This is a genomic window from Desulfitobacterium hafniense DCB-2 (genome assembly GCF_000021925.1).
GTDB lineage: Bacteria > Bacillota > Desulfitobacteriia > Desulfitobacteriales > Desulfitobacteriaceae > Desulfitobacterium > Desulfitobacterium hafniense.
This window is the reverse complement of record NC_011830.1, coordinates 1,788,476-1,802,865: the sequence shown is the minus strand read 5'-3', so window position 1 is coordinate 1,802,865 and position 14,390 is coordinate 1,788,476. Positions and strand designations below refer to the sequence as shown.

The window sequence follows — 14,390 nt, the reverse complement described above, 5'->3', positions numbered from 1 at the left end:
TCGATCACATACTGCAGCGCTGTGATAAAGCGCTGTTCATATCAACAGCCGTAAGGCTGACAGTGCCGTCATGCAGATAATCAGATACCGGAAAAACCTCTCATTGATTTTTTTAATGACCCAAAGCCCCAAAGCCGCTCCTAAAGCGACCATCGGTACCATCACCCCTGCCAGTATGAAGGACTGCAGCTCCATATTATGCCAGGCAAATACCTGAACGGGCACCTTGATAGAATTAATAATGAAAAAGAACAAGGCATTGGTCCCCATAAAATCATTCTTGTGTAGTCCCAGGGCCAATAGATAGACGCTGAAAATCGGACCGGCCGCGTTGCCGATCATGGTAGCGAACCCGCTTAAAATTCCCGCCGTAATATAAAACCATGTCCCGGTAGGCACGGTAAAATTCTTTCCCATTTTTTCTGTGTACACTAAAATACCCAGACAGAATAAAATAATCGTTCCGATCAAGATGACAAACACCTGATCAGCGATGACTCTGCCAACGACAGCACCAAGGAACAGACCGATCAAGGCCCAGGGCAGAGGTGCCAAAACCTTTTTCCAATCAATACTCCTGCGATAAGACCAGACAGCAAAAATATCTCCCACTAACAATAGAGGGAGCAGAACCCCTGTCGAATCTTTCCCGCCAAAAACAGTAGCCAGAACAGGTATCACAAGCATGAGCACACCGCTGACACCTGTCTTGGAAAAGCCAACTAAAAAGGCCGTTAACATCACGACCATGCCTTGTATCCCGGTCAGGTCCAGCATATGTAGAACATAATCCATCTTATCCATCAAATTTCACTGCCAATTCAGCTAAGGCCTCATCGTGTACCCGATACACTGTCCATTCAGCCATGGGAACCGCACCTAACTGTTTATAAAATTGAATGGACGGCTCATTCCAATCCAAGCACCACCATTCCAACCTTCCACAGTTTCTCTCTAAAGCCAGTTTAGCAAGGAAAGCAAGCATCATCTTGCCGATACCCTTTCCTCTCATGTCAGGCTTCACATATAAATCCTCCAGATAAATACCCGGTCTGCCCAGGAAGGTGGAAAAGTTATGAAAGAACAAGGCGAAAGCAACCGGTGCATTTTTGTATTCACCGATTACAACCTCAGCCATTTTGCGTTCAAATAGAGACTCTATTAATACTTCTTCTGTCGCTACAACCTCATGGGCCATTTTTTCATAGTCGGCTAATTCCCTTATCAATTCCAGAATTAGCGGAGCGTCATTGATTTCCGCAAATCTTAATTTAAAATCCTCTAACTTTGTATCCACTGTTATTTACCTTTCCTCTCCTATTAAAAAATCCCCAAATTAGTTATCACTAACCTATAAGTATAACCAGGCAGCTTAGCCATTGCATTTCTGAAAGCTGTTCTGCCAAAGCAAGCTGTGCTGTAATCAGTCCGGTTATCGGCATCAGAACATTGTTTGTCAGCATACTTCACGACGATATTCGAAAGCGCGTCCTTACACCCATTTCGCTTTCCGGCCATATTTCTCCTCCATGGTTTTCGATGATTTTACATATGACTAAGCCTGCCCATAATTTGATAAACGCGCTTACATTAAAAACCCCATTGCCTTCCGGGGCAAACCGGTAGGCAACGGGGCAGATATTCTGAAAATTACAGATTGAGCTATCGAGTAATTCAGAGTATAATGATAGATTGTGTAATTGGTGTGCCAATATCATAATTAATATCTGTAGAAAGGTCGCTTTTATACATGAACAAACAAGCAAAAATAACCGCTGTAGTTCTAATGCTCGGCGCATTTATTTCCGTACTTAACCAAACTCTCATTAATCCTGCCTTGCCGACGATTATGGAAGAACTCCACATTGAAGCAACGACAGCCCAGTGGCTCGTATCAGGATTTACCCTCGTCAACGCCATCGTTATCGCCATATCCGCATTTTTAATGGATAGATTCCGGACGAAACAACTCTTCCTCTCTATTTTTGTCCTGTTTCTCGCCGGGAGCCTGCTGGCCTCCTGGGGAGTGAATTTTACTGTTTTGCTCATAGGGCGTTTACTGCAAGCCATATGCGCGGGGATCATGATGCCGCTGTCCATGACCATAATACTTCTCTTGTTCCCCCACGAAAAACGCGGCTCAGCTATGGGCATGTACAGCTTGGTCATTATGGTTGCGCCTGCCATTGGACCTGTCTTGGCAGGAGTGCTTACCGATAAAGTCGGTTGGCGGATTATGTTCCTTGTCATGGCGGTGCTTGCAGGGGCGATAATATTGCTGGCCTCGCTGATCATGAAAAATTACGGTGATGTAAAACAAACAACCCTTGATAAACCATCCTTCACGATGGCTTCCCTCGGCTTATTGGCCTTATTGTACGGTTTTTCCCTGTTAGGGAATATATCCATGATTTTAACCGCTTCCGCTTTAGTTCTCGCTGGGGTCGTGATTCTGTTTCTGTTTGTCCGCAGGCAATTAAGCCTTACGCAACCCTTCTTGCAGATTAAAGTCCTTGGCAATGCTCAATACCGCAACGGTACGATAATTTTAATGCTTATCCAGGCTTCCCTCGCCGCAGCAACCATTACCTTGCCGATCTACATCCAAACCGTACGGGGAATGTCCGCCACCGTTTCGGGTATGGTCATGATGCCGGGTGCAATTTTGGGAGCTGTATTTGGCTATTTTGCAGGAAAGCTCTACGATGCCTTCGGCGCAAGATATGTCGGACTTTTCGGCGGGTTTTTGCTGCTTCTCGGTTCTTTAGGCATGGCATTATTTGATTTTGATACGACAATTGGGTTTATGACAGCCGCTTACACCTTGCGCTCCGTCGGGCTTATGCTAGCCAACACCCCCATCAATATGTGGTCTATAAAGAAGCTGCCGGATGAAATTCTCCACCATGGGAACGCCGTCGGAATCACCCTTCGTCAAGTTGCCACAACCCTTTGCACTGCAGTCATGGTCTCCGTAATGTCGTTCGCCTCTTCGGTATATGCCGCAAAAGGGGAAATACAGTCACAGATGTACGGTATTAGCATGACTTACTGGTTAAGCGTCGTTATCGGGCTTGTTGCGCTTATTTTGGTAGCCGTCAAGGTAAAAAACAGGAAAAAAACCGTCGCAGCCGTCACCGAAGCCGTTTACGAACTTGATATAGCTATGAGAGCCGACCCTTACACGGTTTCCTGTGATGATAATCTGAAGCAGGTTGTCGAAAAGTTCATAGGTTACAAAACAAGCGGATTGCCGATTATTGATGCGCAGAAACACTTAATCGGATTTGTTTCGGACGGCGATGTTATGCGGTATTTCACCAAACAAGACCTACGATTTGTCGCCGAATTCTATTCAGCCGTTATTCCCGATACGGACACTCTTAACTCCAAAGCGAGAAAGCTGTTAAGCATGAATGTCATGGAGATCGCTTCCCCAAATGCTATTGCCGTTTCACATGACACACCGCTTCTTGAAGTCTGTGAGATATTCAGCAGACGTAAGATAAACAAACTTCCTGTAACTCAAAACGACATCCTCATTGGTACGATCAGCAGAGGCGATATTATGCGGGCTTTGATGACCCGGTTGCCATTGGGTGGCGAAGATTGAGATCGGACTATAAAAAACACAAAGGTATCGCTGAACGCCTTATTCCAGAGTTTATCAATGCCTTTGTGTTTTTTAATTACTTAACACCTGCCTGAATTTTTAACTCCTTGAACAGCGGCAACCAGCCTCTTTTCCAGTTTGTCACTATTTTTAGCTATACCAATAATAACCAAAGCCATGACTCCCCACCCCCACAAGGGCATTGCTATATTAAAGGAACCCAGGGCTGAGGCGGCCAGTATTTCCCAAGGCCTTGTCAGCAGCATGATGACTACATATCTTCCTAAACTTATCTTGCTGAGTCCGGCTACGAAGCCCATAGCATCATCGGGGAAAAAGGGCAGAAATAATAGTACTATGAGCAGCAGTTCTCCCTTCCTGGATGAAAAATACTGTTCGTACTTATCTAAAACTTTAGGACTTACGAACCTCTCCACAAAGGTTCTTCCGAATTTTTTGCCAAGCATAAACACTATGGAAGAACCAATGAGGATTGCCAGCATACTGATCAAAAATGAACCCATCATACCAAATACTGTTCCACCTACTACAGCACTTACATTGCTGGGTATTGGGGCAATAATAACCGATATTAATTGAAGAATAAAGAACGCTAAATAAGCTTTTTCTCCGTACCCCTCAATATAGTTCTTAAATTCTTCAGCAGTGGACATATAATTTAAGATACCGCTTGATTTCAAGTAAACAACTATCCCTATGAGTCCGGCAATCACTGCCAGCAAGTAAACCCAAAATTTTATTCTATCCTTAGACTGATTCATATAGCCCATTTAGCCTCCTTGTTGACCTTTTCATATTGTCGATGGATTCATTATGAGCTATAGAATTTAAGAATTAATAAAAAAAGTCTTAAGAAACCCTCACTTTATTCTTTAAGTATTTCTTAATAACAAAAAACAGCAATAAAAAAGACCGGCCGATAGATCTGCCGGAAAGATTTTTAGCTTTATACAGCATTTTTAGTAGTCGCTCTTATGACCGGCTGTTCAAATGCTTCCATAGCTCCGCTAGTCTGATTTTCATATCCTGCTTCGATACGCCCTCATCGCGAATAGGTAAGCAACAACTATGATACCGACACACCACGCCAGGGCTATCCAGATATCGTTTCCGACGGGTTCAGCATTCAGCAAAACGCGTATTGTTTCCACGATAGACGTTACAGGCTGATTCTCTGCAAAAACACGGACGACTTTGGGCATCGTTTCAGTCGGCACAAAAGCTGAACTGAGAAAGGGCAGGAAGAGCAGTAGATATGAGAACGAGGACGCGCCCTCCATCGATTTTGCCGTGAGCCCCGGAATGACCGCGATCCATGTCAGCGCAAGCGTGTATAGTGCGAGTATTCCCGCTGCCGCGAGCCAGTTAAGTATGCCCGCGTTTGAACGGAAGCCCATAATCAGCGCAACGAGGATAATAATAACGACGGTAAGCATGTTGGACACCAGAGAGGTCAGCACATGACTCCACAGCACCGACGAACGACTGATCGGCATGGAATTGAACCGCGAGAAAAGCCCTTTCTGCATATCCATAAACAACCGAAAGGCAGTGTAAGCTATGCCGGACGCGATAGCAATCAACAGAATGCCGGGCAGTTGGTAATTAACATAATTCACATCAGCGCCCATGCTCATTCTTACCGCGCCGCCGAACACATAGACAAACATCAGCATCATCGCAATCGGCGTTAACGCAACCGTGATAATCGTGTCCGGGCTGCGCAATATGTGCTTCATTAAGCGCCCGGTCAGTACGACTGTATTGTTTTTCATTTTGTTTGCCTTCCTTTACCGATGATTGCGAGGAAAATCTCCTCCAGTGTCGGTTGTTTTTCGATATATTCTTTTTGGGCAGGCGGGAACAGCTTTTTGAGTTCTTCAAGGGTTCCGTTAGCGATAATTTTGCCCTCGTTCAGAATCGCGATTTTGTCGGCAAGCTGTTCCGCTTCATCCAGATACTGCGTTGTGAGCAGAATCGTCACGCCGCTGCCGGCAAGCTCCTTAATGGTTTTCCAGACCTCAAGCCGCCCCTCCGGGTCAAGCCCCGTCGTCGGCTCGTCGAGGAAGATGAGGTTGGGCTTTCCCACAAGGCTCATTGCTATATCCAGCCTGCGCTTCATGCCTCCGGAATACGTATCCGCCCGTTTGTTTGCCGCGTTAGAAAGCCCAAAACGCTTGAGCAGTTCCTCGGCAACTTGGGCTGGTTTGGGAACACCCCTTAGCTTTGCGATCAGGATAATGTTTTCCAGCCCGGTCAATATCTCATCCACAGCGGCGAACTGCCCGGTCAGACTGATATTTTCCCGCACCTTTCCCGGCTGACGTGCAACGTCAAAGCCGCAGATGCTGGCGGTTCCGACCTCAGATTTCAGAAGTGTGGAAAGGATGTTGACCACCGTGGTCTTGCCCGCCCCGTTGGGGCCCAGCAGGGCGAAAATCTCGCCGCGCCGGACTTCAAAATCCACGCCTTTCAGGACTTCCGTGTCCTTGAAGGACTTCCGCAGACCTTTCACTTCAATCGCTTTTTCCACCCCGATATCCCCCTTTTACTTTGTTTTATCCGTAACCTTTTTCATGGCCTTGCAAACTTCTTGGTCAGCAGATTCTTGATAGATATCGGCATAAGTTTTTGAATCTTTGATCAGATCGTCGCAGAAAGCTGCTACGTCCCTGCCTGTCACTTCCAGTACGCCTTTCCCCAAGGCCGCGCCTTCTTCAAAAAGATCGATAATCCCCGAGAGTAAGCCCATCCCGTCGGTTAGCTCAACAGGGCCTACCTTAAAGAGATATTTTTGAAGCTCTTTATAAACAATCTGATAATCTCGGGGGAGCGCTTTGACACGGGCCATGTGCCCTCGCCACTCTTTTTTGCCTTCGATGATATCCTGTATTCTCATTGTATCCTCCTATTTACCTAATTTTTTAGCGATATTATGGTTGAGCTGCTCACGCCACTTATCGCGATAAGTCTTTGCCCCTTCTTCGCCGGCCAACGCTGCACAGAAGCCTTTGATATCGTCACCCAAAACCTCTTGAACACGCTGACCCTCCGCCGCCGTTTCTTCGAGCAGGCCAAGCACACCGTCAAGAATCGGCATGAGGTTGCGACCGGTGAAATCTGAGTGCGGCCAAAGATTCAAACTGATTTTTTCCCAAGCCGCTTGATAATCAGCCGGCAGTTTTTGGACTCGCGATTCAAAAGCTTTCCATTCTTTAGTCATGTCGCTGCCCGTAATTTTCTCCCAAAAATTCATTATATTTCTCCCTTCAACTCGTTAAGTTTTGATGATACGAACTCCCATTTTTCCCAGAACTTCCGTAGTTCTTTGCGCCCCGCGTCGTTGAGTGTAAAAAACTTGCGCGGCGGCCCCATATCAGATGGCTTTTTCGTAATTTCCACCAACTTGTTTTTCTCAAGCCGCACCAAGATGGTATATACTGTTCCATCCACAACATCCGAAAAACCAAGGGCATTCAGCCGCCGCGTGATCTCATAGCCGTAGATCTCCTCGTGGCTGATGATCTCAAGCACACAGCCTTCCAGTACGCCTTTGAGCATTTCTGTAAGGTTCTCCATTGTAACCTCTCCTTACTATTCTGTATCACTTGTATTCGGTATCACTTACTACTAGTATATAGTACCACAGAATAGCGTAATTGTCTATGTAATCTGCTGGCAAATGAGGCGAAGTCCTGGTTGGCCCTTATGCTTAGAAAGTATATAGCGCAAGTTGCTTTCTAATAGTGTAAAAAAAGGGATTTTTGAGATTCAAAGTTCTACCCTCGTATCTCAAAAATCCCTTACTAAATTCCTTTCCTGACTCTTCTTTTGTACACAGCAATCTGCCCAAGAGCAACTTTGCGGGGGTTGGGGTCAATTTCCGCTGGCAGGTAAAGTTAAATTCGTAATTTTTCTTTAATGATGGAAATTTGTTTCGTGGTTGGCGGTTCTTCCATATTTAGCACAATAATTTTCTTCTCAAAAAGCAAAATGTATTCACCTGTTGGCGTATCATCATAATACTGCTGATAAGCTTCTACCGTGCCGAAAATTTTATTGTCAATGGGCTCATAGCTTTCATCATCTCGCCACTGGGGTATCTCAAGCAGGTGATTCTTGGCGAGATGATAAATAAACTTAAATTGCGGTTCTAAGATATCGTATACGAGCCGCGGAGGTGCGTCTTTGGCAGGCAATGAATCTTGCCGGTAATTGCTTTGGGTAAGAAACAATGTGCTATTTATCTCTTTTTCATAGGAATAATAGTCATAATCGAGATCACCGTATAAAGCTTCACAGGTGAGGGGGATATCATCCCTATACAGCCTGTACTCATGGCTGGTTGTTGCGGTAACCGGCCAAACAACGGTGCGATAATCCGAGTCAGCACCTATATTAAAGCCCAATTTAATCGTGAACAATACAATGAAGGCGAGATAGACAAAATCAGCAATGATCAGCACAGTAATCGATATCACTTTATTGATCGCAGCCGATGCCTTTTTCATTTTCAAATAGTTGATTGACAACCGAAATACGATGAGCAGAATGGGCATTTGTATGATGCATAGGAATACACCGAACCAGCTTATTTTAAAAACGAGGTAATACAAAAAGTAACCAAAGCCAGCTAAGAAAAAACTCATAAAGATAATATGGACTATTCTGCGCACCATGCTGATATTTTCAACACATTCTCCGCCACCGGCGATGGAGCGCTCTGAGCGTTTACACCAAATCAAGTAATCCAGCAAGAAATACACTTCATAAATGACAACCGCCAGAATCATGGCAGCAGAAAACAATCGACCGGGATCCGACAGAAACTCGATTGGATTCAATTGAAATGAATTAAACTGCACAACCAAATTAAACACGCAAACCAGCATCATAATCATTATCGATGGAAGAAAGCTCTTTCTCATACATCGTTTGATATTGTCAAATTTCTCTTTTTCATCCGTCTCAAATGGTATAGGATTGTCAGCTTCGCTGTAAAAGATCTGCATTTGATTGAATTGAGTTACAAAATTCCAACCGGCGGCCTTGGCATAATCGAAATATGTTTGCTGATTATCCGTAATATCGGGATTAAATACTGACCCCTCAGAAAAATATGTAACAGTGTATTTTAAACTCTTCGGCTCTCCTTTGCGAAATGTCCATAAAAAGGCACCGCACTCCTCCAGAAATAACCCCTTGGCAGCCAGTTTCTCCAGTTTAATTTCTATGTCCTTATAACGGTCAAATCTAAAATTTATTACCTTTTTCACTTTATCTTTCATCACTGCCCACCACCTTTTACGAGTGCTTCGTAATCACTTTTCTGCTTTGTTAGTCGGCGATATTCCTTTTCAAGCATTTCTTCACCAAGATTAGTAATGATATAGCTTTTTTTTCGATTCTCCGTTTTCGTCTCTATAATCATTTTTTCCTTGACAAAGTTATCCAATAAGCTGTATAGGGTTCCAGGGCCAATGAGCACTCTGCCGTCGGTAAGCTCTGCGGCCATTTTCATAATATCGACACCACAGGCCTCATTTTTCAGGCAAATAAGGATATAAAACATTTGCTCTGTTAATGTCTGATATTTTTCTCTGGCCATGTCATCATTCCTTCATAAATATCGAATATCGATATAGTTTACCAACAGGATAACATCGAATATCGATATTGTCAAGATATTAAAAGCAGTGCCTCCAAAGCTGGAATCCATACAATATGTCGATAGCAATCTATCCCATAAATCTTCTGGAATATACCTTATCCCTGTTTCTATTCCAGGATTTATTTACCAGCTATTATCAAGAGAGATCCTTTTAGTAATGTCCGTCTAATCTAATAACTAAAGTAAGGAAGGTGCTCCAATGAAATTAATTTTCGTACTCGCTCTGACAGGATTGCTTGTTTTCACCGGAATCACAGGGTGTACACCGGCCAAAAATAGTACTGTTGATCCAGCAATCCAGAGTCAAGCCGATGCAAGCCAGAATCCAACAGCCTCAGATCAGGATCAGATCGACAAAACAAAAATCAGAAATACAGCCTTTCAATGGCTAAAAAATCAAGAAGCCAAAGTCAAAGAATGGGAAACCGCCCAAGTAATCGAGACCAAGTACACCGATGATCATAACGTTTATAAAGCGGATGAGATAATAAATATTAAAGGAATGGATACGCTTAAAGTTGTCTTTGAAATGGAAGATGATATCTGGGGAAGTATCGCAATAGCTGTTTATGTCGATAAGGCCACTGAAGAAGTATTGGGAATGGATCCAATCGCCCGCTAGCTCCTTATGACCGAACGCCTGGAAACAACAACATCCCCTCGTTTAATGTGGTTGAAGTAGTAGCCTTGCCCTGCATACTTTAACCGGTAATCGGCGTTACTCAGTCTTTTAATTGTTTTCCACGATATACAATAAAAGTAATGGCATTAAGTGCAATTGCAACTGTGAGAAGTAAGCCTGCAACCAAAGCCACTGCGGAGGAAGTATCCATAAGTGCCGACCAATCCTCTATTTTTACCAGATGATCGGTATAGAGAATTTGCATCCACAAGGCGATAGCACAGGCACTGAGGCTTGCTGCGGCGCAAAATGCAACCCGATTCCTTGCCTTGGCCTTATTGCCCTGAGCGAGAATAACCACCGGTAGCGCCCAGGCAATCAGTCCAAACACCAAGCTCCCTATATTCAGCCAATCTGCTCCTAACATAACGTTCTCCTTTCATACCCCATAATAAATGACGTATTTATTTTCCGTGACGGCTTTTCTAGGCATTTTCCCATACCTTCTCATACAACCAGCCGCGCCGGAGCGATACATTTTTATTTTAGATCACTTGTATTTACAATTCAAACTCTTTGCTGGTCAGCTCAATAAGTGTCGGCCTTTTATGACCTCCCGGGCATTCAAATCAATGGTCACTCACTTAGCGGGCCAGAGTCCCGAAACGTTCAAAAGGCCAATAGCGGAAAAGGGTTCTGCCCGTGATGCTGTCGATGGGCAAAAATCCCCATTCCCGGGCAGAGCGATCAGGCGCTTGATAAAATCATCGGAAGCATGGGCTTCGCTTGGCGGGTGGAAGACAATGACATCTCCCGGATGAAGCTCATCGAAATACTTGAAAAAGAACTTATCCACGATAAGCCGGTCCTGAAGCTGAATCGTCGGCAGCATGGAGCCGCTGGGAACATAACGGGGTTCGATGACAAAGGTGCGAATCAGCCAGGATAAAGCAAAAGCGATAACTATAACCCCGACCCATTCCAGGATGCTGCGGGCCGTGCTTTTGCCGGCGGGTTTGAGATTTTTTGCGTTTTCCATGTTAGTCACCTCATTTTAGAAGCTGCTGCTCCAAAGTCGTTTTTAGTCACAATCATTCTGGGTGAGAACAGGCAGCCTGAGGCTGAAGCGGGTCCCAACCCCCACTTCGCTTTCCGCCCATATTTCCCCTCCATGGTTTTCGATGATCTTTTGGCAGATGGCCAGGCCCAGCCCCGCTCCCCCGAAGCTCCTGGAGCGGGATTTTTCCGCCCGGTAAAATTGGTCAAACACATGGGGCAAATCTTCCGGTGCTATGCCTGTCCCATCATCCGTTACGGAAATATGCAAATCAGCCCCCTCCACCTTGGCTGCAATGGCTATGGTTCCTTTTTCCCCCAGATATCGCCTGGCGTTGCTGATTAAATTATCAAACACCTGGGCGATCTGGTCCGGATTGGCCTCAATGGGCACCGAGGGAAACGGTCTGGCCAGCAGCAGTTGAACCAGCTGATCCGCAAATTCCAGTTCCACAGGGGCAAGGATGGATTCCAGCATTTCCTTGGCATCCCAGAGGCAGAAGGCCCCTTGGGAATCGTCCATGTCCAGCTGGGAATACTCAAAGAGCCTTTCAATCAAAGTATCCAGCAACGCGGTTTTATTTTTAAGCACACTCAGATAGCGGTTCAGCTTCTCTGGATCATGGACCGCTTTCGGCAAACCTTCCACATAGCCCCTGATGGAGGACAGCGGAGTCCTCAAATCATGAGAAATGCTGGCAATCAGCTCTTGGCGGGAATGATTCAAATGATTTTGCTGTTCCAGGGAAGCCTTTAAGTTCTGCCGCATCAGGTCAAAAGCCTCACATAAGGCACCCATTTCATTTTCTTTTTGATAAGAGATAGAAAAATCCAGATTCCCCTCGGCAATCTTTTGGGTAGCTTCCAGCAATTGTTGCAGCGGGAGCAGATAATTCCTGGTCAGATACCAGGATAAGACTGCAAAGTAACCCACAAAGGGTATCCCTATTATGACAATTCGTAAAGATATATCTTGCCCGCCGGCATCCAAATTACTGCCAACTGCCGCCGGAGTCATTAACACCGGAATCAAGAGGATAACAAAAAAGGACAGGATGAATTTCACCCGGATATCCAGCTTCATTTTGCCCCTCCACTGAACTTGTAGCCCACGCCCCAAACGGTTTTGATAAATGTGGGATTGGCGAGGTCCGATTCGATTTTTTCTCTCAGTTTCTTAATGTGGACGGTCACGGTATTTAAATCACCGCTTTCATTAAACCCCCAAACATTGGCAAAAATTTGCTCCCGGGTCAAGACCTGATTGGGGTGCAGGGCCAGAAACCGCAGCAATTCGAATTCTTTGGTGGTCAGCTCCAGAGGACGGCCGGCCAAGGCCGCCTCATACCCCTGCACATCAATTTCCAGACCGCTGTATGACAAGAGCCGGGTTTTGGGCTCGGGAACAGCGCTCATCTTGAATCTGCGCAATTGAGCCTTCACCCTGGCCACCACTTCACCGGGGCTGAAGGGCTTGACAATATAGTCGTCCGCCCCCAGTCCCAAGCCGAGGATTTTATCCACCTCGGCCTTTTTCGCGCTTAACATGATGATGGGGACATTGGATTCGGCGCGGATCCTCCGGCAGACCTCCATCCCATCAAGGCCGGGCATCATGATATCCAGAATCACCAGCTGGGGCTGGTTCATCCTGAACAGCTCCAGGGCCTCATGACCATCCCTGGCGACCAAAGCCTCATACTGTTCGTCGCTTAAAAAGTCTTTGACCAGTTCCGCAAGCTCCACCTCATCGTCGGCGATCAGAATTTTTTCTTTTGTCATCCAGACACCCCTCCCTTAGGTTAGCATGTCCTTTTTTCTAAAATAGAACAAGCTCGCGACAAACAGGCAAAAAGACGTAATCGAGCTGCAGAATTTACATTCTTAATTATTACAGCCAGAAATAAACTGCCACCTTGGCAAAAGTGAAAAATTGCTATGGAATTTATGAAAATTTGATAAACTCGCCTTTTAAACTAAGAGCACCGAACTGCTCGGTGCTCTTTGGCGTTCATTCATTTAAGTAGGTGCTCACCCTGTCCTGAATCAATTGGGCAGTCACCTCCGCTGTCTTCTGTCCTGTAAAGAAGGCCGCGGTTTCTTCCTGAACAATGGCAATAATCTTCTGGTCCGTTCCGATGTAGACCTTCGCTTGACTGAGCAGGTTTTCCAGATAATCCACATCCTCCTGGGTGGGGGGTTGCAGTGTTATTGATTGACCGGGAATGCCGTCGTCCTTGATCATCATTTTCCCACCTCTTGTTTGGATAGCCTGGGTGAAATTCTGGGCAACCTGGGGAAGCACACTCTTATTAATCGGCAGTCCTCCCTGAGTCATCATCTCATCAGAGACCAAAAATTTCAAAAATTCCCAGGCCAGTACCTGATGGGCCGATTGACTGCTGATCCCATACAGGGAATCCGTGGCAAAGGACACGTTTCCGGGGGGCTTTAAAAGCTGAACACCCTCGCTGAAAATCGCCTTGGTCGTTTGCAAAGCCCAAAACCCTTGCAGAGAAGTGAAATTAAAAACAAGTTTACCCCGGGCGGCCATGTCCATAATGTTGGTCTGGGCCGTATCCGTATTCACCAGTTTGTGGTCAATCAGATATTTACTTAAGGAAAGTAAATCAAGAAATTCCTGACCGGTAAAATTGGCAGTCTTCTTCTCCGGATCGACCAGTTTATCATAGTTTTCTTTAACCAGCGTCCCAATCAGTCTTTTTTCATCCATCCCGGCCAAGGCATACATCCCCTGGGTTTCCCCGTTTTGCTTGTCGTTCATGATCTTTTCCGCCGTCCTGACAAAATCCTGCCAATCCCAGTTGCTGTCGTCGATTGACACCTGGGAATCAGCCAGTAAGGTTTGATCGGCGGCAATCATATCGATGCTGATATTAACCGGCAGCCCATAGAGTTTATCTTTGTACTCTAAAGCCTTGAAAATATTCTGGTAGTACTTGCCCCTGTCGAAGCTTTGATCCGACTGCATCAGCCCGCCCAAATCAACTAAAAGATTCTTATCCGCATAGGTCTGATAGGGCAGGTTGTTCAATAAAATAATATCGCTGCCCTGGCCGGACATGAGCTGGGTATTCATAGCCGTGACATATTTTTCAATATCCCCGGACTCCGCCGCCCTGACACCTTCACCTTTTTCCGAAGTACTGGAAGTGTATTCTTTCACTTCCACCCTAACGCCGGGATGAAGTTCTGCAAACTTTTTTACCGCCGTATCCAGGTACGTATCTTTGCTCACCACCGCAATGGTCAGGGAATTAGGATCATTTGCTCCCCCGGCAGCCTGAGTATTGCCGCAGCCGACAGTAAATACCCCTATGCCCAGGATCAGAACCAGGCTTAGAATAACTCCGCATTTATTTTTGATCATTAAAACACCCCTTTTC

Annotated in this window: 16 protein-coding genes and 1 pseudogene; 2 read left to right on the top strand and 15 right to left on the bottom strand. The window is 45.6% G+C overall.

Translation table 11 applies throughout. The annotated features are described in order from the left end of the window. Nucleotides 1–36 precede the first annotated feature (36 nt). Nucleotides 37–804 carry a sulfite exporter TauE/SafE family protein gene (locus DHAF_RS08425; protein ID WP_005809472.1) on the bottom strand — a complete coding sequence of 256 codons (768 nt, stop codon included), beginning with the start codon at nt 802–804 and terminating at the stop codon, nt 37–39. Next, nucleotides 797–1,297: a GNAT family N-acetyltransferase gene (locus DHAF_RS08420; protein ID WP_005809474.1), complete on the bottom strand. Its 501-nt coding sequence runs from the start codon at nt 1,295–1,297 to the stop codon at nt 797–799. The genes DHAF_RS08425 and DHAF_RS08420 overlap by 8 nt, the downstream gene beginning before the upstream one ends. Nucleotides 1,298–1,750: 453 nt before the next feature. Here DHAF_RS08420 and DHAF_RS08410 point away from each other — a divergent pair, with 453 nt between their 5' ends. Further along, a complete protein-coding gene (locus DHAF_RS08410; protein ID WP_005809478.1) occupies nt 1,751–3,613 on the top strand; it encodes an MDR family MFS transporter in 1,863 nt (620 codons plus the stop codon). Nucleotides 3,614–3,693: 80 nt separating this feature from the next. Here the strand turns inward: DHAF_RS08410 and DHAF_RS08405 are convergent, their stop codons facing one another. The 8 genes from DHAF_RS08405 to DHAF_RS08370 all read right to left on the bottom strand — a co-directional run bounded on the left by DHAF_RS08405 (nt 3,694) and on the right by DHAF_RS08370 (nt 9,242). Continuing rightward, the gene (locus tag DHAF_RS08405) at nt 3,694–4,404 is read right to left on the bottom strand and encodes a TVP38/TMEM64 family protein (RefSeq protein ID WP_015943596.1); all 711 of its coding nucleotides are present in this window, start codon (nt 4,402–4,404) and stop codon (nt 3,694–3,696) included. Between the two features lie 249 nt (nt 4,405–4,653). Then, entirely contained in the window at nt 4,654–5,409 is a 756-nt protein-coding gene (locus DHAF_RS08400; protein ID WP_015943595.1) for an ABC transporter permease, read from the bottom strand. Next, on the bottom strand, nt 5,406–6,167 hold the full coding sequence (locus tag DHAF_RS08395; RefSeq protein ID WP_005809483.1) for an ABC transporter ATP-binding protein: 762 nt from the start codon (nt 6,165–6,167) through the stop codon (nt 5,406–5,408). Before DHAF_RS08395 ends, DHAF_RS08400 begins: the two co-directional genes overlap by 4 nt. A 15-nt stretch (nt 6,168–6,182) precedes the next feature. Then, a complete protein-coding gene (locus DHAF_RS08390; RefSeq protein WP_005809485.1) occupies nt 6,183–6,533 on the bottom strand; it encodes a DUF1048 domain-containing protein in 351 nt (116 codons plus the stop codon). 9 nt (nt 6,534–6,542) lie between these two features. Further along, nucleotides 6,543–6,890 (bottom strand): DUF1048 domain-containing protein, encoded by a 348-nt coding sequence (locus tag DHAF_RS08385; protein WP_015943594.1) that lies wholly within the window; start codon nt 6,888–6,890, stop codon nt 6,543–6,545. Then, entirely contained in the window at nt 6,890–7,213 is a 324-nt protein-coding gene (locus DHAF_RS08380; RefSeq protein ID WP_005809489.1) for a PadR family transcriptional regulator, read from the bottom strand. Before DHAF_RS08380 ends, DHAF_RS08385 begins: the two co-directional genes overlap by 1 nt. Nucleotides 7,214–7,533: 320 nt before the next feature. Next, nucleotides 7,534–8,922: a DUF2812 domain-containing protein gene (locus DHAF_RS08375; protein ID WP_005809491.1), complete on the bottom strand. Its 1,389-nt coding sequence runs from the start codon at nt 8,920–8,922 to the stop codon at nt 7,534–7,536. Beyond that, nucleotides 8,922–9,242, bottom strand: coding sequence for a PadR family transcriptional regulator (locus DHAF_RS08370; RefSeq protein WP_005809492.1), 321 nt, complete (start codon nt 9,240–9,242; stop codon nt 8,922–8,924). Before DHAF_RS08370 ends, DHAF_RS08375 begins: the two co-directional genes overlap by 1 nt. Before the next feature lie 262 nt (nt 9,243–9,504). On the opposite strand from DHAF_RS08370, the gene DHAF_RS08365 reads away from it, so the two are divergent. Further along, complete coding sequence (locus DHAF_RS08365) at nt 9,505–9,927, top strand: hypothetical protein (RefSeq protein ID WP_005809494.1); 423 nt, start codon at nt 9,505–9,507, stop codon at nt 9,925–9,927. 100 nt (nt 9,928–10,027) lie between these two features. Here DHAF_RS08365 and DHAF_RS08360 read toward each other — a convergent pair whose 3' ends face one another. From DHAF_RS08360 to DHAF_RS08340, 5 genes and pseudogenes are all read right to left on the bottom strand, one after another. Then, nucleotides 10,028–10,354 (bottom strand): hypothetical protein, encoded by a 327-nt coding sequence (locus tag DHAF_RS08360; RefSeq protein ID WP_015943593.1) that lies wholly within the window; start codon nt 10,352–10,354, stop codon nt 10,028–10,030. Between the two features lie 217 nt (nt 10,355–10,571). After that, nucleotides 10,572–10,966 (bottom strand): annotated as a pseudogene (lepB, locus tag DHAF_RS08355) (signal peptidase I). 42 nt (nt 10,967–11,008) lie between these two features. Beyond that, the gene (locus DHAF_RS08350) at nt 11,009–12,067 is read right to left on the bottom strand and encodes a sensor histidine kinase (protein WP_015943591.1); all 1,059 of its coding nucleotides are present in this window, start codon (nt 12,065–12,067) and stop codon (nt 11,009–11,011) included. Further along, on the bottom strand, nt 12,064–12,765 hold the full coding sequence (locus DHAF_RS08345; protein ID WP_015943590.1) for a response regulator transcription factor: 702 nt from the start codon (nt 12,763–12,765) through the stop codon (nt 12,064–12,066). The genes DHAF_RS08350 and DHAF_RS08345 overlap by 4 nt, the downstream gene beginning before the upstream one ends. A gap of 229 nt (nt 12,766–12,994) precedes the next feature. Continuing rightward, on the bottom strand, nt 12,995–14,374 hold the full coding sequence (locus DHAF_RS08340) for an ABC transporter substrate-binding protein (protein ID WP_015943589.1): 1,380 nt from the start codon (nt 14,372–14,374) through the stop codon (nt 12,995–12,997). Between the last annotated feature and the right edge of the window lie 16 nt (nt 14,375–14,390).

What these genes read in the sequence shown, in the direction of transcription:
- DHAF_RS08425 (WP_005809472.1), bottom strand. Translation starts at nt 804, where the DNA reads ATGGATAAGATGGATTATGTTCTACATATGCTGGACCTGACCGGGATA.
- DHAF_RS08410 (WP_005809478.1), top strand. Translation starts at nt 1,751, where the DNA reads ATGAACAAACAAGCAAAAATAACCGCTGTAGTTCTAATGCTCGGCGCA.
- DHAF_RS08405 (WP_015943596.1), bottom strand. Translation starts at nt 4,404, where the DNA reads ATGGGCTATATGAATCAGTCTAAGGATAGAATAAAATTTTGGGTTTAC.
- DHAF_RS08400 (WP_015943595.1), bottom strand. Translation starts at nt 5,409, where the DNA reads ATGAAAAACAATACAGTCGTACTGACCGGGCGCTTAATGAAGCACATA.
- DHAF_RS08390 (WP_005809485.1), bottom strand. Translation starts at nt 6,533, where the DNA reads ATGAGAATACAGGATATCATCGAAGGCAAAAAAGAGTGGCGAGGGCAC.
- DHAF_RS08385 (WP_015943594.1), bottom strand. Translation starts at nt 6,890, where the DNA reads ATGAATTTTTGGGAGAAAATTACGGGCAGCGACATGACTAAAGAATGG.
- DHAF_RS08380 (WP_005809489.1), bottom strand. Translation starts at nt 7,213, where the DNA reads ATGGAGAACCTTACAGAAATGCTCAAAGGCGTACTGGAAGGCTGTGTG.
- DHAF_RS08375 (WP_005809491.1), bottom strand. Translation starts at nt 8,922, where the DNA reads ATGAAAGATAAAGTGAAAAAGGTAATAAATTTTAGATTTGACCGTTAT.
- DHAF_RS08370 (WP_005809492.1), bottom strand. Translation starts at nt 9,242, where the DNA reads ATGGCCAGAGAAAAATATCAGACATTAACAGAGCAAATGTTTTATATC.
- DHAF_RS08365 (WP_005809494.1), top strand. Translation starts at nt 9,505, where the DNA reads ATGAAATTAATTTTCGTACTCGCTCTGACAGGATTGCTTGTTTTCACC.
- DHAF_RS08360 (WP_015943593.1), bottom strand. Translation starts at nt 10,354, where the DNA reads ATGTTAGGAGCAGATTGGCTGAATATAGGGAGCTTGGTGTTTGGACTG.
- DHAF_RS08350 (WP_015943591.1), bottom strand. Translation starts at nt 12,067, where the DNA reads ATGAAGCTGGATATCCGGGTGAAATTCATCCTGTCCTTTTTTGTTATC.
- DHAF_RS08345 (WP_015943590.1), bottom strand. Translation starts at nt 12,765, where the DNA reads ATGACAAAAGAAAAAATTCTGATCGCCGACGATGAGGTGGAGCTTGCG.
- DHAF_RS08340 (WP_015943589.1), bottom strand. Translation starts at nt 14,374, where the DNA reads ATGATCAAAAATAAATGCGGAGTTATTCTAAGCCTGGTTCTGATCCTG.